This is a genomic window from Chryseobacterium carnipullorum (genome assembly GCF_003815695.1).
In the GTDB taxonomy this organism is placed as follows: domain Bacteria; phylum Bacteroidota; class Bacteroidia; order Flavobacteriales; family Weeksellaceae; genus Chryseobacterium; species Chryseobacterium carnipullorum.
Genome location: NZ_CP033920.1, coordinates 821,125 through 840,380, shown reverse-complemented (window position 1 = coordinate 840,380; position 19,256 = coordinate 821,125). Strand labels below are relative to the sequence as shown.

Genomic DNA, 19,256 nt, shown 5'->3' with positions numbered 1-19,256 from the left:
TTGCACCCTAAAATAAAAAGCAATTAAATGCCTACTATTCAACAATTAGTAAGAAAAGGAAGAGTCGCACTCACCAAGAAGAGTAAATCGGCTGCCCTTGATTCTTGTCCACAAAGACGAGGTGTATGTACGAGAGTATATACTACCACTCCTAAGAAACCTAACTCTGCACTTAGAAAAGTTGCAAGGGTAAGACTTTCTAACGGGAAGGAAGTCAACGCCTACATCCCGGGCGAAGGACATAATCTTCAAGAGCACTCGATAGTATTGGTACGCGGCGGAAGGGTGAAAGACCTACCGGGAGTACGTTATCATATCGTAAGAGGAGCATTAGACACTGCAGGTGTTAGTGGAAGAACGCAGAGAAGATCTAAGTATGGAGCTAAGAGACCAAAACCAGGTCAGGCACCAGCTGCACCAGCTAAAGGAAAGAAAAAATAATCATTAAATAAGGTACAGAAACAATGAGAAAGACAAAAGCGAAAAAAAGACCGTTGTTACCAGATCCGAAATTTAATGATCAATTGGTAACAAGATTTGTAAACAATTTAATGCTAGACGGTAAGAAGTCTATCGCATTCAAAATATTCTACGATGCATTAGACCTTGTAGAAGCTAAAAAAGGAGAAACTGAAAAAACTGCCCTTGAAATCTGGAAAGATGCATTAACTAACGTTATGCCTCACGTAGAAGTACGTTCTAGAAGAGTAGGTGGAGCTAACTTCCAGATTCCTATGCCAATCAGAGCTGACAGAAAAATTTCTATGGCAATGAAATGGTTAATCCTTTACTCTAAAAAGAGAAATGATAAGTCAATGGCTTTGAAATTAGCGAACGAAGTAGTAGCTGCTTCTAGAGAAGAAGGTGCTGCTTACAAAAAGAAATCTGATACTCACAAAATGGCGGAAGCTAACAAAGCTTTCTCACACTTTAAATTCTAATTAGAAATGAGTAGAGATCTTAAATTTACAAGAAATATTGGTATCGCTGCCCACATTGATGCGGGGAAAACTACCACTACAGAAAGAATCTTATTCTATACTGGTGTAAACCACAAAATTGGAGAAGTTCACGATGGTGCTTCTACAATGGACTGGATGGAGCAGGAAGCAGAAAGAGGTATTACCATTACTTCTGCTGCTACAACTTGTTCTTGGAATTTCCCAACAGATCAAGGTAAAATTTTACCTGAAAGTAAGCCTTACCACTTCAACATCATTGATACACCGGGACACGTTGACTTTACAGTAGAAGTAAACAGATCTTTAAGAGTATTAGATGGTTTGGTATTCTTATTCTCTGCAGTAGATGGAGTAGAGCCTCAGTCTGAAACAAACTGGAGACTTGCTGACAACTATAAAGTTGCAAGAATGGGATTCGTAAACAAAATGGACAGACAAGGTGCTGACTTCCTTAACGTGGTAAACCAGGTTAAGACGATGTTAGGATCAAACGCAGTTCCAATCGTTTTACCAATCGGTGCTGAAGAAGATTTCAAAGGTGTTGTAGACTTAATTAAAAACAGAGCGATCATCTGGGATGAAGCAGGACAAGGAGCTACTTTCGAAGTAGTGCCAATTCCTGAAGACATGAAGGCTGAAGTTCTTGAATACAGAGAGAAACTGGTAGAAGCTGTGGCTGACTACGATGATACTTTGATGGAGAAATTCTTCGAAGATCCGGATTCAATCTCTGAAGAAGAAATCAACGAAGCGCTAAGAAAAGCGACGATTGATCTTTCTATTATCCCAATGACTTGTGGTTCTTCATTTAAGAATAAAGGAGTACAGTTTATGTTGGATGCAGTATGTAAATACTTGCCTTCTCCATTGGATAAAGACGATATCAAAGGTACTGATCCTAGAACAGATCTTGATATTACAAGAAAACCAGACGTAAATGAGCCGTTCGCAGCTCTAGCATTTAAGATTGCTACTGACCCGTTCGTGGGAAGATTAGCATTCTTCAGAGCATACTCTGGAAGATTAGATGCAGGTTCTTATATCTTGAACACCCGTTCAGGAGATAAAGAAAGAATCTCCAGAATCTATCAGATGCACGCTAACAAGCAAAATCCTGTAGAATATATTGAAGCAGGAGATATTGGTGCAGCGGTAGGTTTTAAATCTATCAAAACTGGTGATACTATGTGTGATGAGAAACACCCAATCGTTCTTGAATCGATGGTTTTCCCTGATCCGGTAATTGGTATCGCTGTTGAGCCTAAAACTAAGGCTGACCAGGATAAAATGGGTAACGCTCTGGCTAAATTAGCTGAAGAAGATCCTACTTTCCAGGTTAAAACTGACGAAGCTTCCGGTCAAACGATTATCTCAGGAATGGGTGAACTTCACCTTGATATTCTTGTAGATCGTATGAGAAGAGAATTCAAAGTTGAAGTTAACCAGGGTCAACCTCAGGTAGAATACAAAGAAAATCTTACAAGAGTTGCTCAGCACAGAGAAGTTTACAAAAAACAATCTGGTGGTAAGGGTAAATTTGCTGATATCGTATTTGAATTAGGACCTGCTGACGAAGGTAAAATTGGTTTAGAATTCATCAATGAGATCAAAGGTGGTAACGTTCCTAGAGAATTTGTTCCTGCTATTGAAAAAGGCTTTAAAGCTGCAATGAAGAACGGTCCTTTGGCTGGTTTCGAAGTTGAAGGGATTAAAGTTGTTCTTAAAGACGGATCTTTCCACGCGGTGGATTCTGATGCTCTTTCCTTTGAAATGGCTGCTAAATTAGGATTTAAAGAAGCGGGACGTGCTGCTAAGCCAGTAATTATGGAGCCTATTATGAAACTGGAAGTTGTAACTCCGGAAGAATATATGGGTAACATCATTGGTGACCTTAACAAGAGAAGAGGGACAATCAGTGGTCAGGAAGAGAAAAACGGAGCTGTTGTAATCAAAGGTTCTGTTCCACTTTCTGAGATGTTTGGATATGTTACGACTCTAAGAACACTTTCATCAGGAAGAGCTACTTCTTCTATGGAATTAGAGAAGTATCAGGCTACTCCACAAAACGTTGCTGAAGAAATCATAGCTAAAGCAAAAGGTTAATTTTTTAAATTAGAAAAATGTCACAAAGAATCAGAATAAAACTAAAATCTTACGATTACAACTTGGTAGACAAGTCTGCTGAGAAAATCGTAAAAACGGTAAAGGCTACTGGTGCTGTTGTAAACGGACCAATTCCATTGCCTACCAATAAGAGAATCTTCACAGTATTGAGATCTCCGCACGTAAACAAGAAGGCTAGAGAGCAGTTCCAGTTATCAGCTCACAAGAGATTGATGGATATCTACTCTTCTTCTTCTAAAACTGTTGATGCTCTAATGAAATTAGAGTTACCAAGCGGTGTAGACGTTGAAATTAAAGTGTGATAAACGCATACTTTGCAATGATAATAGAATCCGTCCCTGAAAAGGGACGGATTTTTTTTGCATTCTCTTCAAAAGTAAATGAAAGAAAAGGTATTTATTCTTTCTGAAATAGATTGAGATTTGTTTTTTTTGATTTCGCTATTTCTACCTATAACTCCAATTTAGAACCATACCTCTAATGATGATGTGGTATCTTTAATGGATCCTTATAGCATCTGTTAAGCCATTTATAATCTGATAATGATTAGTCAAATTGACGTGAGAAATGTCAGTTGCTTTTATTTATTTAGAATTATTAAAAATAATAATTTTGCAAAAAGTTATCAGATGAATAAAGTAGTATCCTTTTCTCTGCTTGTATTGGGTGGGGTTTTTGTCAACGCACAGCAAGTGAATGATTCTATTAAAAAATCAAAAGAGATTGATGAAGTAGAATTATTTGGTGAAAGAAAGAAACAGCCGGAAGGCTTAGAAGCCATTACGAGACTTCCTTTGAAAGCAAGAGACCAGATCCAGAGTATTTCTATAATTTCCTATAAGGTAATTGAAGATTTAGGTGGACTGACGGTCACTGATGTAGCTAAAAATATTCCTGGGGTTACTCAGTTTGGAAGCTATGGAGGGACCAGAGAAAGTATGTCAATCAGAGGTTATAGAGGAGTTCCTGTTCTGAAGAATGGGGTTCAGATGGACTCGGATTTTCGTACTGGAGCTATGATCACGGATATGCAGGGCGTAGAAAGTATTCAGGTAATTAAAGGTTCTGCTGCAGTTACACAGGGAATAGGTGATGGACTTGGTTCTGCCGGTGGAGTAATCAACGTAGTGACCAAGGTTCCTAAATTTATCAACCAAACCAATGTAGGTTTCAGATATGGGAGTTGGGATTTTTACAGACCTACCGTAGACTTCCAGAGAGTACTGGATTCTCAGGGTAAGATTGCTGTAAGATTGAATGCAGCGTATCAGGATAACAACAGTTTTAGACGATTCGTTAATACAGACCGTATCTACGTAAACCCTTCCATTGCCATTCGTCCAGATGACAAGACCGAAATTGTGGTGGAAATGGATTATATGCACAATAATACCACACCGGATAGAGGAACCGTGAATCTTGCAAAAGGAGATACTGAAGCCATATACAGAATGCCGGGAAGAAAATTCTTGGGTTTTGCCTCTGATAAAGCAAAAATCGAAACATTTAATTTCTCTACAACGGCAACCAGAAAGCTGACTGAAAAGTTAAAGTTAAGAGCTGCCTTCATGAGTTCTTCTTACCAGTCTGAAATTACGGGAGCAGCACTTGCCCCGGTTAATAATAAGAATCCAAATGAATTCCGTAACAGAACATTGACCAGATCAGACAGAGAAGATTTGAATAAAGTTCTTCAGTTTGACTTTATCGGAACAGATGTGATGACCGGATTTATGAAACATACATTTCAGGTAGGTTTCGACTGGAAAGAATCTAACGTTACAACCACTTCTTATAAAGCTAAAACCGTAGATCAGATCAATGTACTGAATGATATCAATAATGTTCTTCCTTCAAATATTGATCCCAATACTTTTAGCATGATAGACAAGAATCCAATAGTGAAGGCAGTAGCACCAACTATGGGATTAATGGCGCAGGATGTGATCACTTTCAACAAATATATTAAAGCCCACCTGGGAATTCGTTACAGCCAATTGATTGGTTCTGAAAAGGAAAAAGACTACGCATGGAATCCTTCATTAGGGATTATGATTTCTCCTATTGAGAATATGAATGTTTTTGGTTCTTACACAAGTACTACATCGTTGAGAAGCTCCAATAATGCATTACTTGGAGGCGGTACGGTAGGTGCTTCCACTACAAAACAATGGGAAGCAGGGATCAAGTCAGACTGGCTTAATGAAAGATTAAGATTTAATGTTACATTCTTTGACATCAATACCGATAACTTATCATATGAACTTTTAAAGGATGGAAACAGTACCGGGATCTATGCCATGGCGGGTGAGCTGAGAAGAAAGGGAATGGAAGTAGAACTTATCGGAAAAATTCTTCCCAACCTACAGATAATGACAGGATGGGCTTACGTAGAGGCACAATATCAGAACAGTCCTTCATTTGTCAATGGATCAGCTCCTATCAATACACCTAAACATTCTGCCAATGCTTGGTTAAATTATAAATTTAATACAGGAACGCTACAGGGATTTGACATAGGGGCAGGAATTTATTATGTAGGAAACAGACCGGTTGACGATTTTAAGCAGGTATATACCAATGCAGAGAATGGGCATGTAAACGGAACTCAACCTGGAAAGAAGCCTTTCAATATGCCTGATTATACCACAGTAGATGCACAGATTGGATATACTTTCAAGAATGGATTGGGACTGAGAGGTTTCTTCAATAATATTTTTGATGCTGTAGGATATAATTCTTATTTCCGAGGTGGTTATATCGATCAGATTCAACCCCGAAACTTTGCCGTGCAGGTAAACTATAAATTTTAATCAACAAAATTATTTATTATGAAAAGCGTAAAAACAGTATTCTTGGCCATTGTTATTGGCGCAGTATCCATGGCGTGTTCAGGAGATAAAAAGAAAGGCATTGATTATGATCAGTTCAAAACTGAAGTGCAGCTTACTCCTGATCAGACGAAAAGCTTTGATGAAATCACTAAAAAATATCAGGATCTTCAGGAGCAGAACTTCCAGGCTGCCAAAGCACATGGTGGTAATATGGACCGTGTGGCACTTGGGATTAAAAGTGAAGAACTGAGAGCACAGCAGTCTGTTGAAATGGCAAAAGTTCTGGACGGACCACAGATGGAGAAGTTCAATACCTTCGTGGATGAAAATTCAAGAAAAAGACCCAGATACGATAATGCACTGCTGGAAAGAATCAAAACGGAAGGTCAGCTTTCTGAAGATGAGTTCAAAGTAGTGAATGCAGCCAACGATGCATTTGAAAAAGCATTTAATGATGCCCACGATGTATACCACGGAAATAATGATCTTGCCAAAGAATACTGGGAGAAATTTGATGCTCAGAGAAAAGCAGCGATCAAGACCGCACTTACGCCTGAACACTATTCGAAATTTGAAGAGATCGTAAAAGATATCAAGTTCAAAGAAAGAAAATAATCAGGGTTCAAACTTCCGTCCCAAATTAAGAAACATTCATATCAATTTTAATTAGAAAACATTAAGGCAGTTATTCCTGTCTTAATGTTTTTGCTATTAAGCCTTAATGAAATCATTATTTAAAAGCCTTTACCGGAAGCGTAGAAAAAATGAATCCCTCATTAAATATCTCATGTGGATCATCCACCTCTGGCTCGGACTTTTGTCCAGTATCATTGTGTTCGTGATGTGCCTTACCGGAGCTCTCTATACTTTCAAAAACCAGATCATAGACCTTTATAATAAAGATAAGGTGTATATCTCTTCCGGCTCACAGATGGCCAAAACTCCGGACCAGATCCAGGCTGGATTGTTGAAAAATGGAAAAGAACTTACTGCCTTGCTTATCCCTGAATCTAAAAACAGAAGCTATGTTGTTTCCTACCGTGAAAACCAGTTGGATAAAAGTTCGTATTATAATCAGTATACTGGTAAGATTCTCGGTCAGGCTGATACAGGAGCCAATCAGTTTTTTGAAATCGTTCTCGATATTCATAGAAATCTGTTGATGGGAAATGCTGGACGGCAGATTGTGGGTGCATCTGTACTGGTCTTCTGTCTGTTAATTATTTCAGGGTTTGTTTTATGGCTCCCTAAAAAACTGAAATTTCTAAAGCAGGGATTAACGGTAAAGTTCAAAGCAAAGTTCCAGCGCGTGAATTATGATCTGCACAATACACTCGGCTTTTATACCTTTTTTATACTTTTCTTTATTGCTGTTACCGGTTTGTACGTGACCTATCCGTGGGTGAAAAACGGTCTCATCGTAAGTTTAGGCGGCTCATCAATTGCTCGTATCTCTGAAGAGAACAATGGCGACGATCCTTTTGGAGGCCTCCTTGAAGATATGCTTCAGAAGCAGGACGAAAAAAAGAATCTTAAAAATACAGTGGCAATATCTATAGACAAGATTCTTGAACTTTCCAATAAGCAGCTTCCGTACCATGCTGTTACCAGTATAGAACTTCCCAATAAAGAAAATCCGAGGTATGTAGTCATGAAGACCAATACCCAAAATTTTTTGGGTATGATGCTCCCGGATGAAGTGACCTTCGATAAAACCGGGGTTTTTAAGACCAGAGAACTTTTCTCCGACAAACCATTGAATAAACAGTTCACAGCTCTTGCAAAACCACTCCATACAGGAGAGATCATGGGCTTACCAAGCATTATCCTGTATTTCATTGTTTCACTAATCGGATGCTCCTTACCCGTGACAGGCTTTCTGATTTGGTGGCACAGGTTTAGAAAAATAAGGTAGAAAATCTGCTTTTAAAGAGGAACTTTAGGAGCTACTGTTATCCATGTCAAGGTTTTAAACCTTGACATGGATCAGTTCCTTCAAATGATAACCGAAGCTTCACCGGGAATTAGTATTTCAATCACCAGACTTCCGTGTTCAAGTACTGCAAATATTACTGATTTTTTTACTTCCGAATTAAGTTAATTCAATACATTTAATCATTAAAAGAATTGACATCATGAGCCATAAAAACAATAATCTTTTTGAAAAATTTTCCGACTGGGCCACTAAATTTACGGGAAGTTCTTACGCATTTATCGGAGCAGTACTGGTGGTCGTGTTATGGGCAGCGTCAGGTCCTGTCTTTAAGTATTCTGAAACCTGGCAGCTTGTCATCAACACCGGCACCACCATTATCACTTTTTTAATGGTATTCTTAATACAGAAAGCCCAGAACAAAGATTCAAAGGCTATTCAAATCAAACTCAATGAGCTTCTGGCAGCTAATGAAAAAGCGAGCAACAGAATTGTGGATATTGAAGATCTTACCGAAAAAGAACTGGATCAGCTTCACTGCTATTATGAAAAACTGTCCGATTTCGCAGAAGAAGATGAGGATATTCATACCTCGCACTCGATAGATGCTGCTAAAAGAAATCAACATTATAAACATGATTTTTTCAAAAGAAAACACGAAGAATGGCTGCAAAAACAGACACAAAAAAAGGAATCGAAATGATTCCTTTTTTATTTTATCTAAGTTTAAAATTATCTTTTCAGGAAATATCCGAAATAGCTGCAGCTTCCTGCCAGTCCTTTCGCTGTTTCCGTATCTGCATACTGAGATTTCAGCTGGGCAAAATAGGTTCTGTATTTCTCATTCCTCATATTATCCAGTTCAGTCTGATGAGCCTGTTCCTTTTCGGAATATTTCGGATCTGAATAGTTAACAGTCGATGCATTTTTCGCCTCATACTGGTAGTATTTTCCTTGTTCAGCGCTGGCCATCTGAAAGAGAACCCTTGCTCTTTGTTCCTTGTCTTTCGAAAGCTTAAGGCTTTTTTGATAATAATTGATTGCGAGGTCAAAATTATCCGGTTCAATATAAGTCGTATACAGGAAGTTCTTGTAATAATACTTGTATGGATTCTTTCGGTCTGTATTCCAGAAATCATATTTTCCGCCGTTGCTGTTGTCGATATCCATCACAAACAATTGACGGTAATATCCTAAACTTGAAGTATTGTACAATAGGTTTCCGATCAGCTGATTCGCTTTTGCTGCCTTTTCATCTGTTCCGTTACTGATCTTTTTAAGCTGGATCAAGGCATCTGCCAGTTCCAGTTTATTCATATTGTTCTTAATGAAAGGGAACCCTGAATAATCTTCAGCGGTCATGCTTTCAGTTTCAGCACTACCGAAACTCTCCCATACATTGTGTCCGAAAACAAGATCAGAAATTCCTCTGAATCCGTTATACTCATCAGCTGTATATTGTTTTGGAGTGATTTTTTCACCTTTGTCTGTCCAGTCATAATTCATTCTTGGAATTCCTGCAAAACCCTTAGCTTTTTCATAATAGGATTTAGCCTTTTCAAAGTCTGCCTGTCTCATGGCTCTGTCTCCGTAAATTGTACTGAAGAAAGCATCAATATTTCCTACATTGTCCATATTCTTGGCGATGATCTGCTGTTCAAACTGAGTCTTATTCGGTTTCTTATAAAAATCTTCAACACTTTTCACCAGACTTGAATTCGGATTATACTGAAGATCTGAAAGTTTATTGTTCATCAGGAAAGATTTTCCGTCTTCTCCCTGTAAGAAATATCTGTTGGCAAGAACATCTTTAAGGAAATCTGCTGTAGATGGAGTTTCACCGTAGTAATCATAATCGGAAACAGCTGTACTGTCCTTTTTCACTTCTTTTTTTACGAAATATTCAGCATAGTCTTTCATCAGGTGATCTTCGAATTCTGCATCAATCTTAGGATGAGAAACGATGTCATTCAGAACTTTCATTCTTTTTATTTCTTCCAGGTATTCAGGATTGGTTGTTTTGATATCTTCAAGAACCTCTGAACTTCCCTTGTAGTCTTTTTTCAAGAACTTGAGGTAAGCATCTGCGATCTGCCAGTATTCATCCTTGGATACTTTTTTGATTTTTTCTGTGAATTTTTCCAGGCTGTCCAGATAGTCATTCGTTTTTTCATCATAGCCGTAGCTGGATTTCGTATAGAAAGGAATCCTGTCCGGATTGTTCAACAGATCATCATCGCTCTGATCATTTTTATCTCCATTCGCACTTTCAGATTTCGAACTTCCGAAAAGGTTTTTAAAGAATCTTACAATCTTCTGCCAGAATGAAAGTTTTTCTTCTTTCTTTACCTCTACGGGTTCAGATTTTGTGTCAGCAGAAGCTTTATTGTGGTCATCGGTATTCCCTCTCATGACATTAGGGCTGTCCGTAGCATCCGAAGTATAATAGTAGATAGGAAGATAGCTTCTTTCAAGCTCATTGATGCTCCTTACGGCCATGACTTTCAGGATCTCAGAATCCGGATTGATGTCATACATCTTTTCCATGATCGGAATAGGATCTGTGAACCCCTCATACCCTAACAGGAAATACGCCATATTCTTTTCATCACTCGTTCCTGCTCTTTTCATAATATTACTGAAAGAAGCCGTGTCAGAAAGTTTCATCGATACAAAAGCTGATTCTTTGCGGTCTCTGCTGTTCATGAAAACCTGAAAAAAATTCCAGTTGGCATCGCTGTTCATTTCTTTTCCTCTCTGCGCGCCCGCAAGCTGATCAAGAGCCATAAAATAGACGGTCCCTTTTTGCTTGATCGGTTCTATATATGTTTTGAAAGCTTCCAGAGCAGCATCATAATTTCTTGTATAATGATTGAAACGTACGAGTTGATATCCGTAACGCTGTTTGATCTCAGGATTTCTGGTAGCATTATATAAAGAAGTGAGCGCGTTGACTGTTTTTGCGTAGTCAATAGACGTGGCATTTTGAGACCTTGAAGGGCTGCTGTAAAATGAGTCAGGACTTTCAATATAGTTGATGCTCATGTACGGCTCAAGATATTTGGCTTCAATTAAATAATCGATACCTTCCTTGTACTTTTGGTAGAATCCGGTCCCCAGTTTCTGCAATAAAGGATTGTTTGGAGTTCCGTTTTTCAAAGCATTAAGATCATTCATGCTGATCTTGTACACCAGATTTTCTGTTTCTGCGTAGTTCAGTTGGTTATTGAAAAATTTTTTCCAGGTCTCAATATTGTCATCAGGAATTGTCATGTTCTTATAATCACCATAGAACCTGTTCGAATAGGTGAGCAGGAAAGGAAGGTAAGATTTATCCTTGATGATACTCTGTGTAAACAGATTGAAATATTCATAATCTGGGTCTGACCATGCGCAGGCGTCAGATTTAGTATAAAAAAGCGAAAGGACCGCCAGTGAAAGAATATACTTTTTCATATTGTTGATAGTGTTTTTTATTTTTATAATTTAATTTCATGATGACTTTAAATCTTCACCATCCGTTGAATCATTGGATGGTAAAACTTTAAAAAGTTCGGTTACTTACAAATTTACTATCTAATTGATAATAAATTACATTAAAATTCGGGATTTTTTTGTCCAGAAAATGAATGACTTCTGTTAATTGGTCGTCCGATATTTCTTCCACCTTGATCCGAAAGCCCTTGCTTAAAAAACTTCCGAAATAGAAACCGTCTTTGCTGATTTCAACCTCATGATCTGAGATCTTTTTGAACGCAGGATTTTCCAGATCTTTTCGGGATAAAGCATTAATCAGTTTATGCCTTTCAAGGTGATTGGTGACAATTCCCCAGGAATAGATCGGTAAAGCCACTTCAATTTTTTTAATGGGATAATCTTCCAGTTTGGAGAGGTAGCTTTTTAAAATCGCCACATCAAGGATTGAATTCCTGTCGGAGTTTTCCAGTGGGGAAGAAGTAGAGTAGCACATCAGATAAACCTTTTGTACAGGGGGAATTCCGGTTTGGCTTTTATCTTTGACCTGATGGAGACGAAGGGTGCAGGTAATTTCTTTTCCGGAGACTCTTTTCAGTTCTTTTAAAAATTTAAAATAATCATTCCTTGTTCCCGCCGTCCAGTCACAGTCGATCTGGATTTCATTGTTCATTTTCAAACCATATTCCTTCGCTTTTTTCTGAACCAGATCATGAATGTTTTTGGCAAGAAACCGGATCTCTTCTGCCGAAATACGGTACATAGACTGATTGGTAATAAACACCGTTGGTACGATCTGTTTATTCGTTTGAAAACTGGTATCTTTGGTGGTAACAGCAACCGGCTGAAATTTTCCGGCCGATTTATCGATATCAAAAAATCTTGTGTATATATAAGGAACGGTAGCCTGATCCAGCACTTTTTTCTCTTGCCGATCAAGTTTAAGGTTGGTCTTCCAGTAATAAAAAGTATAAGGATGACTCTCTTTCCTGCCACATGAAATGACAAAAAGGAGGATGAAAAGAAACTTGAGTATTTTCATTCCTTGTACAGTTTACTTTCGCAGGTACACGTATCGTTGGTAGCACTTTCCATGGAAGAGCAGCAGTCCTCAGATTTCTGGATATTTCCTTCTTTATCTGTAAGGTAAATATTATCCTTGTCAAATTTTACAAAAAAGTTTTCACCATATTTCTTAAAATCTACCTTCATTACCCTGGGGTTGTATTTTCCGGCATTCACTTTCTCAGTAGTTTCAGTTCTGTCCGCCTGGTTGATCTGAACAAATCCAAAGTAGACATCACCGTTTTTCTTTACATCCAGATAATAATGTGGTGTTCCCGATCCACTGTATCCTTCAATAATGTCAAAACTTCTTTGTCCCACAAAAGGAGTTTTTGTTTGTGCAAAAGACAAAATGCTGATGCATAAGATCACTAAGCTGAAAATCTTTTTCATATATTTTTCTTCAAAAGTAAAAATATTTAAGCAAAAATTAAACCGTAAAAACCCGGTGATTGGCTGTTTCAGATAATTACCGTAATCTATTTTTTTTAACGATAAGAGTCACAAAAGTTTTAAAAACACTTAAGTTCATTTGAAGTATCAAGTCTGATGGAAAGAAGTAAACTTAAGTCTTATAAAAATCTTTGATTTTCTGCTGATGTGATTTTACGATTTTCAAAAGGTTAAAATTTTTTCAACTAAAGTGTTCTTATGTGTTTAAAAGAACAAATGACTTTTGTGGTTCAATTTTAATTATCATAGAAAATATAAAGACCACCCTGTTTTGGAATGGTCTTTATATAATTGAGTTAAATGAAAATTAGAAAACGGTAGCTGCCAGTTGAATTCTTGCGTACTTATTCGAAGGATTCCACATGGCCATCATAGAAACCGGAAGACTGTAATGTTCCGTGATTTTGACCGTCTTACCTGCTTTTACCCCAACGTTGACAATATCAAAGCTGTTTTTACCGTTTCCGTAAAGGAAATATCGGTCGTTCAGAGCAAATCCGGCACCCACGAAAGCGTCCAGATTGACCTTTTTACCCGAAATGACGGGATAGCTAGCCTGAATGTAGGTAGAATACTTATTCTTTTTGTAGCTACCGTCAGAATCCAAAACAACTTCTCCAGCATTCGCTCCTCCATACAGCATAATATCCGCTTCTACATTAATTGGGAAAGAAGGTCCGAAAGTATAGTTGGTTCTAAGATCGATGATATGGGCTGTTCTTCTCTGTGAATAACTGAAAATATCGTCTGCAGCGATGGCAGTATTAATGTTTCTTGAGTTATACAGATCCCAAAGCCCAATATAAAAACGATGATGGGAGTATTGAATGTAATAATTGATCTCCTTATAATGAGTACCATCCTTATCATCTGCTAATGCTGAAGCTCCCCAGATCCCAATCTTCCATTTCTTTTCAGCATCTAAAGCATAAGAAAGATTCCCCATCACTACAGGTTTATCTGTAATGATCAAACCTCTCCACAAGTGATTATTCTGAATATTGGCGGTAAAATCCAATCTGTTGTTCTCCTTAGGTTCCTCGTTCTCCTGAGAGAATAGTTTCCCTGTGCCTAAAATGATCAGGCATGCAGTTATTAAAATTTTCATCGCGTAATTTTTTTATTGTATTAATCCATATAGAACCGCTGCAATGACAGCTCCCAGAACAGGACCCGCAACCGGAATCCAGGCATATCCCCAGTCACTGCTCCCTTTCACAGGAAGGATAGCGTGCATGATTCGGGGTGCTAAATCTCTGGCCGGATTGATGGCATAACCTGTGGTACCCCCTAAAGATAAGCCGATGGCCCAAACCAGTAAAGTAACAGGAAGTGCTCCGACAGATCCAAGTCCTACTTTAGCTGTTGGATCAGTATTCAGAGAAATGCTGGGATCAGAAAAGTGAAAGATGACAAAGACCAGGACAAAAGTTCCGATGATCTCACTGATGAGATTGGAAAAAGTATTTCTGATGGCTGGCCCGGTACTGAAACAGGCCAGTTTTGCCCCTTCATCTTCGGTAATCGCAAAATGATCTTTGTTAAAAAGCCAGACAAGGAACGCGCCAAGCATTCCGCCGATCAGTTGTGCGGCAATATACGAAGGAACCAGATCCCAAGAGAATTTTCCGGCAACAGCCAGCCCTATCGTTACGGCCGGATTCAGATGAGCACCACTTGCCGGGCCGGCAACGGTAACTCCTACGAAAACGGCCAGTGCCCAGGCGGTGGTAATGACGATCCATCCTGAATTATTTCCTTTGGTATTTTTTAAGACAACATTCGCTACAACGCCGTTGCCTAATAATATAAGAAGCATTGTTCCTATAAGTTCTGCGGTAAATGGGGTCATGAGTAGTTTTTTTTAGTGAGGAATTAATCTTCGATCCAGCTTTGAGAACGCTTCACGGCTTTGTTCCAGAAATGGATCATGTTGTCTGCTTTTTCTTTATCCACTTTCGGATTGAAATCTTCATCTACTACCCATTGAGATTGAATCTCATTGAGGTCTTTCCAGTATCCTACGGCTAAACCGGCAAGATAAGCAGCTCCTAATGCGGTAGTCTCAAGCGTTTTTGGTCTTGTAATTTTGAATCCGAAAAGATCAGACTGGATTTGCATCAGAAGATCACTTGCAGAAGCTCCTCCGTCTACCCTGAGTTCCAGACTTGGTCTTCCGGAATCTGCTTCCATGGATTTCACAATATCATAAACCTGAAATGCGATTCCTTCCAAAGTAGCTCTGGCGATATGTCCGTTGGTCGTTCCGCGGGTTACCCCGACAATAGTTCCTCTTGCATACTGATCCCAGTAGGGCGCTCCCAATCCCGTAAGGGCTGGAACAAAATAAACACCTCCGTTATCTTCAACACTTGCCGCCAGATCATTCACTTCCTCCGCCGAATGAATCAATTTCAGACCATCTCTCAGCCACTGAATCGCGGCACCGCCTACAAATACACTTCCTTCCAGTGCGTAGTTCACCTCTCCGTTGATCTTCCATGCTACCGTTGTTAACAGGTTATTTTTGGAAGAAACCGCTTCTTTTCCGGTATTCATCAACAGGAAACATCCTGTTCCGTAGGTGTTCTTGACCATTCCCGGAGTGATGCACATCTGTCCGAATAAAGCAGCCTGCTGATCTCCTGCAATTCCTGCAATAGGAATTTTGGTTGAAAATAAAGTCGTTGCTGTCTCTCCATAGATTTCACTGCTCTGTTTCACTTCAGGAAGAACAGATCTTGGAATGTCAAACAAATCTAATAGATCCTGATCCCATTCTAAAGTATGAATGTTCAGAAGCATGGTTCTGCTGGCATTGGAAACATCGGTAATGAACATTTTTCCACGGGTAAGTTTCCATACGAGCCATGTATCTACCGTTCCGAAACATAATTTACCTTCTGCGGCTTTTTCTCTTGCTCCATCTACATGATCCAGAATCCATTTTAATTTGGTTGCCGAAAAATAGGCATCCAGTACAAGCCCGGTTTTCTCTTTGATGATTTCGGCGTGGCCCTGTTCTTTTAATTCGTCACAGTATTTTGAGGTCCTTCTGTCTTGCCATACAATAGCATTATAAATAGGTTCACCTGTTTCTTTATCCCAAACAATAGTTGTTTCACGCTGGTTGGTGATGCCAATGGCGGCTACTTCCAATCCGGAAATTCCGGCTTTGGCAATGATTTCTGCTGCGACGGATATTTGGGATGACCATATTTCGTTCGGATCATGCTCTACCCAGCCCGGAGTAGGATAGATCTGTTCAAAGTTTTTCTGGGAGATATATTCAATAGCTCCGCTGTGATTGAATAAGATGGCTCTAGAGGAAGTTGTACCCTGGTCCAGAGCGAGAATCAATTTTTCCTTCATACTGCAAAGTTTTAATTATGAGTAATAGTTTTGGGAGAGTAAGGGGTTAATAAATATCCTTGTGCTAATTCAATAAATTCTTTTTCCTGTTGGTTCGCCCATTCCTGAGAATATCCTTTTTCTTTGGCAATAAGCTGCGCAATGGTATGCGCGCTGTCGATTGCAGCTCTTGCGTCTAAAAATAAGAGTCGGACTCTTCGGGCGAGAATGTCTTCTATGGTTTCTGCCATTTCATGTCTCAAAGCCCAAACTGCTTCTGCAATCGTGAAACCGTGATCCGGGTGGATTTTCTGAGCATATTGGGGATTGCTTTTTTGTAACGATTTTATGGCAGGAATATCTGATCCGTATACATAAAGATGGCTGCTTCGATCAACGAGTTCTGCTTTCATATTTCCATGAATAGACAGGTTTTCTGTTTGAGAAGGCCCTCCATTTAAATGAAGAATCTCTACAGCTTTATCAATGGTATCTTCTGCCATTTTACGGTAGGTGGTCCATTTTCCACCAATGATGGAAACCAGTCCTGTATCGGAAGTAATGACTTTATGACTTCGGGAAACTTCTTTGGTGCTTTTGCCTCCTTCTTTTGGAGCGGCTAGCGGCCGTAATCCTGCGAACATCGATTTTACATCTTCTCTCGTTGGTTTCTTGGCTAAATACTGTCTTGCCGTATTTAAAACAAAATTAATTTCAGATTCCAGAGCGTGGGGTTCAAAGCTAGGGTTTTCGAGAAGAGTGTCTGTAGTTCCTACCAATGCTCTGTCATGCCAAGGGACAACAAAGAGAACTCTTCCGTCTGATGTTTTTGGGATCATGATAGCATCATCACTTTTCAGGAAAGATTTGTCCAGTACTAAATGGATACCCTGGCTTGGGACAACAAATTTACCATGCTTAGGATTATTCATATTCAGAATATCATTCGTGAATACCCCTGTTGCATTGATCACTGCTTTTGCACGGAGTTCGTACTGTTGGTTTGAAAACTGATCTTCCGCTTTTACTCCATTTATTTTTCCGGAATCATTTTTCAGAAGTCCGGTTACTTTCATATAATTAACGGCACTTCCTCCTTTTTCGATCAGGGTCTGGGATAGGTTGATCGCTAATCTTGCATCATCAAACTGTCCGTCCTGATACACCACACCGCTTGCGAGATTGTGCTGTTCAATAGTCGGGAGCTTTTCAATAGTTTTAGATTTGCTGATGTATTTTGTTTTTCCTAGACTTAGCTTTCCAGCAAGAAAATCGTAGATAGACAATCCTATTTTATAATAGATTCCTCCCCACCAAGTATAATTGGGAATAATAAATGACTGGTTTTTGACTACATGTGCCGCATTTTGCGCGAGAAGTCCTCTTTCTTTCAGGGCTTCTTTTACAAGTCCCACATCTCCCTGCGCCAGATATCTTACGCCGCCGTGTACCAGTTTGGTACTTCGGCTGGATGTTGCTTTGGCAAAATCGTGGGACTCAAGGAGCAGTGTTTTAAATCCTCTGCTGGCTGCATCTAATGCTGAGCCCAGACCACTGGCTCCACCTCCGATGACAATAAAGTCCCATTCCTCTACATTGGTCAATTTACTAATTTCTTCGTTTCGTTTCATAAATGTTTCGTTTATGTTTCGTTTTCAAATGTATAAATTAAAAATGAAACTAAAAAGAAAATAAATGAAATTTTATCGGTCTCGGAAAAAAATGGTATTTTTGATGAAAGAATCAGAATGGAAAAGTTAATACCAAGGCACGATGATATATTAAAGGAACTCGATGAAAAGGGGCATGTTCTTGTACAGGATCTTTGCGAGAAGCTGAATGTTTCGTCGGTTACGGTTCGAAAGGATCTGAACTATCTCGAAAGCTTAGGATTACTTTTCCGAAACCATGGAGGAGCCAGCAAGCATGTAAGGTATGCGTATGAAAGGAATGTGGATGAGAAAGAAAATATCAATGTAGAAGCGAAACAGAATATTGCGAAAGGAGCTTTGCAACTGATCCAGGAGAATGACTGTATTATTCTGGCTTCGGGTACAACGATGCATTATCTTGCGAGGATGCTGGTAAATTTTGGACCGCTTACGGTTCTTACGTCTTCTTTAAGGGTTGCTCTTGAACTTTGTAACAATCCTAATATTAATATCATTCAGCTCGGAGGAGAGGTGAGGAAGAGTTCTACATCTATAGTAGGATCTATTTCAGAAACTATCCTCAGACAGTTTTCCTGCAACAAGCTCTTTCTTGGAGTAGATGGGATCGATTTGGAGTTTGGGATCAGTACTTCCAATGCTGCGGAGGCTCATTTGAATCAGCTGATGATAGAATGTTCCGAAAAAGTGGTCATTCTGGGTGACTCTTCGAAACTGAATAAAAAAGGATTCGGAAAAATAGCTCCGTTGGATAAAATAGATTATCTGATTACAGATAGTGGCATCTGTGCAGAAGATAGAGTTGCATTAGAAGAAATAGGGGTTGCGGTGATTGTAAAGTAGTTTCGTACTCAGATTGTAAAGATTAATATATCAGAATAGAGACCATCCCGTTTCCGGAAAGTCTCTGTTCTAATAAAGGATTAGTAGGTTTATACCTTCCAGAAAAATCTTTCTTTGGCCTTTTTTTCTGCTCCAAGACGGCTATAGAATGTAATGGCTTTTGTATTAAATGCTGGTGTTTGCCATTGAATGACTGAGCAGCCATCCGCTTTTGAATACTCTTTTACTTCTTCCATTATTTGCTTGCCTATTCCGTTGCCTCGTATGTTTTCTTTCAGAAACAGACAGTCGAGATAAATGTAACTGCTGGCATCCCATGTTGAAAACTGCTTAAAGAATGTTGCATAACCTACAATTTCGGTGTTAGATTCAACGACCAGACATTTTATATTTAAGCTGAAATCGAAAATGTAGTGAGAAAGCTGTTCCTTCTTGTTTTCTTCATCAAAGAGACTGTTTTCGTATTGAGCATGGGCTTTACATAATTCAATAATAGAATCCATATCTCTTTCTTCGGCAAATCTTATTTTCATACCTTCTTTGGATA

17 protein-coding genes are annotated in these 19,256 nt (G+C 39.0%); 9 read left to right on the top strand and 8 right to left on the bottom strand.

All coding sequences use genetic code 11. The annotated features are described in order from the left end of the window. The first annotated feature begins 27 nt into the window (after nt 1-27). The 8 genes from rpsL to EG346_RS03935 all read left to right on the top strand — a co-directional run bounded on the left by rpsL (nt 28) and on the right by EG346_RS03935 (nt 8,556). Nucleotides 28-441, top strand: a complete 414-nt coding sequence (rpsL, locus tag EG346_RS03970; protein ID WP_073330096.1) for a 30S ribosomal protein S12 — start codon at nt 28-30, stop codon at nt 439-441. A gap of 23 nt (nt 442-464) precedes the next feature. Beyond that, the gene (rpsG, locus tag EG346_RS03965; RefSeq protein WP_028122161.1) at nt 465-941 is read left to right on the top strand and encodes a 30S ribosomal protein S7; all 477 of its coding nucleotides are present in this window, start codon (nt 465-467) and stop codon (nt 939-941) included. A gap of 6 nt (nt 942-947) precedes the next feature. Beyond that, a complete protein-coding gene (gene fusA, locus EG346_RS03960) occupies nt 948-3,065 on the top strand; it encodes an elongation factor G (protein WP_073330093.1) in 2,118 nt (705 codons plus the stop codon). A 17-nt stretch (nt 3,066-3,082) separates the two neighbouring features. Beyond that, nucleotides 3,083-3,388: a 30S ribosomal protein S10 gene (gene rpsJ, locus EG346_RS03955; RefSeq protein ID WP_002661363.1), complete on the top strand. Its 306-nt coding sequence runs from the start codon at nt 3,083-3,085 to the stop codon at nt 3,386-3,388. A 327-nt stretch (nt 3,389-3,715) separates the two neighbouring features. Then, on the top strand, nt 3,716-5,899 hold the full coding sequence (locus tag EG346_RS03950) for a TonB-dependent siderophore receptor (protein ID WP_123877054.1): 2,184 nt from the start codon (nt 3,716-3,718) through the stop codon (nt 5,897-5,899). Nucleotides 5,900-5,917: 18 nt separating this feature from the next. Next, a complete protein-coding gene (locus EG346_RS03945; protein ID WP_123877053.1) occupies nt 5,918-6,535 on the top strand; it encodes a hypothetical protein in 618 nt (205 codons plus the stop codon). A 106-nt stretch (nt 6,536-6,641) separates the two neighbouring features. Further along, nucleotides 6,642-7,835 carry a PepSY-associated TM helix domain-containing protein gene (locus tag EG346_RS03940; RefSeq protein ID WP_123877052.1) on the top strand — a complete coding sequence of 398 codons (1,194 nt, stop codon included), beginning with the start codon at nt 6,642-6,644 and terminating at the stop codon, nt 7,833-7,835. 220 nt (nt 7,836-8,055) lie between these two features. Then, on the top strand, nt 8,056-8,556 hold the full coding sequence (locus EG346_RS03935) for a low affinity iron permease family protein (RefSeq protein ID WP_123877051.1): 501 nt from the start codon (nt 8,056-8,058) through the stop codon (nt 8,554-8,556). A 29-nt stretch (nt 8,557-8,585) separates the two neighbouring features. On the opposite strand, the gene EG346_RS03930 is transcribed toward EG346_RS03935, so the two are convergent. The 7 genes from EG346_RS03930 to EG346_RS03900 all read right to left on the bottom strand — a co-directional run bounded on the left by EG346_RS03930 (nt 8,586) and on the right by EG346_RS03900 (nt 17,827). After that, a complete protein-coding gene (locus EG346_RS03930; protein ID WP_123877050.1) occupies nt 8,586-11,309 on the bottom strand; it encodes a hypothetical protein in 2,724 nt (907 codons plus the stop codon). Nucleotides 11,310-11,397: 88 nt separating this feature from the next. Next, entirely contained in the window at nt 11,398-12,369 is a 972-nt protein-coding gene (locus EG346_RS03925; RefSeq protein WP_073330075.1) for a hypothetical protein, read from the bottom strand. After that, nucleotides 12,366-12,785 carry a hypothetical protein gene (locus EG346_RS03920; RefSeq protein WP_123877049.1) on the bottom strand — a complete coding sequence of 140 codons (420 nt, stop codon included), beginning with the start codon at nt 12,783-12,785 and terminating at the stop codon, nt 12,366-12,368. Before EG346_RS03920 ends, EG346_RS03925 begins: the two co-directional genes overlap by 4 nt. A 367-nt stretch (nt 12,786-13,152) precedes the next feature. Continuing rightward, nucleotides 13,153-13,953 (bottom strand): hypothetical protein, encoded by an 801-nt coding sequence (locus tag EG346_RS03915; RefSeq protein ID WP_123877048.1) that lies wholly within the window; start codon nt 13,951-13,953, stop codon nt 13,153-13,155. Nucleotides 13,954-13,965: 12 nt separating this feature from the next. Beyond that, entirely contained in the window at nt 13,966-14,697 is a 732-nt protein-coding gene (locus tag EG346_RS03910) for an MIP/aquaporin family protein (protein WP_073330066.1), read from the bottom strand. Nucleotides 14,698-14,720: 23 nt separating this feature from the next. After that, nucleotides 14,721-16,217: a glycerol kinase GlpK gene (gene glpK, locus EG346_RS03905; RefSeq protein ID WP_123877047.1), complete on the bottom strand. Its 1,497-nt coding sequence runs from the start codon at nt 16,215-16,217 to the stop codon at nt 14,721-14,723. A gap of 11 nt (nt 16,218-16,228) precedes the next feature. Further along, on the bottom strand, nt 16,229-17,827 hold the full coding sequence (locus EG346_RS03900; protein ID WP_123877046.1) for a glycerol-3-phosphate dehydrogenase/oxidase: 1,599 nt from the start codon (nt 17,825-17,827) through the stop codon (nt 16,229-16,231). A gap of 117 nt (nt 17,828-17,944) precedes the next feature. On the opposite strand from EG346_RS03900, the gene EG346_RS03895 reads away from it, so the two are divergent. Next, the gene (locus EG346_RS03895) at nt 17,945-18,709 is read left to right on the top strand and encodes a DeoR/GlpR family DNA-binding transcription regulator (protein ID WP_123877045.1); all 765 of its coding nucleotides are present in this window, start codon (nt 17,945-17,947) and stop codon (nt 18,707-18,709) included. A gap of 89 nt (nt 18,710-18,798) precedes the next feature. On the opposite strand, the gene EG346_RS03890 is transcribed toward EG346_RS03895, so the two are convergent. Next, nucleotides 18,799-19,242, bottom strand: a complete 444-nt coding sequence (locus tag EG346_RS03890; protein ID WP_123877044.1) for a GNAT family N-acetyltransferase — start codon at nt 19,240-19,242, stop codon at nt 18,799-18,801. Nucleotides 19,243-19,256: the final 14 nt, after the last annotated feature.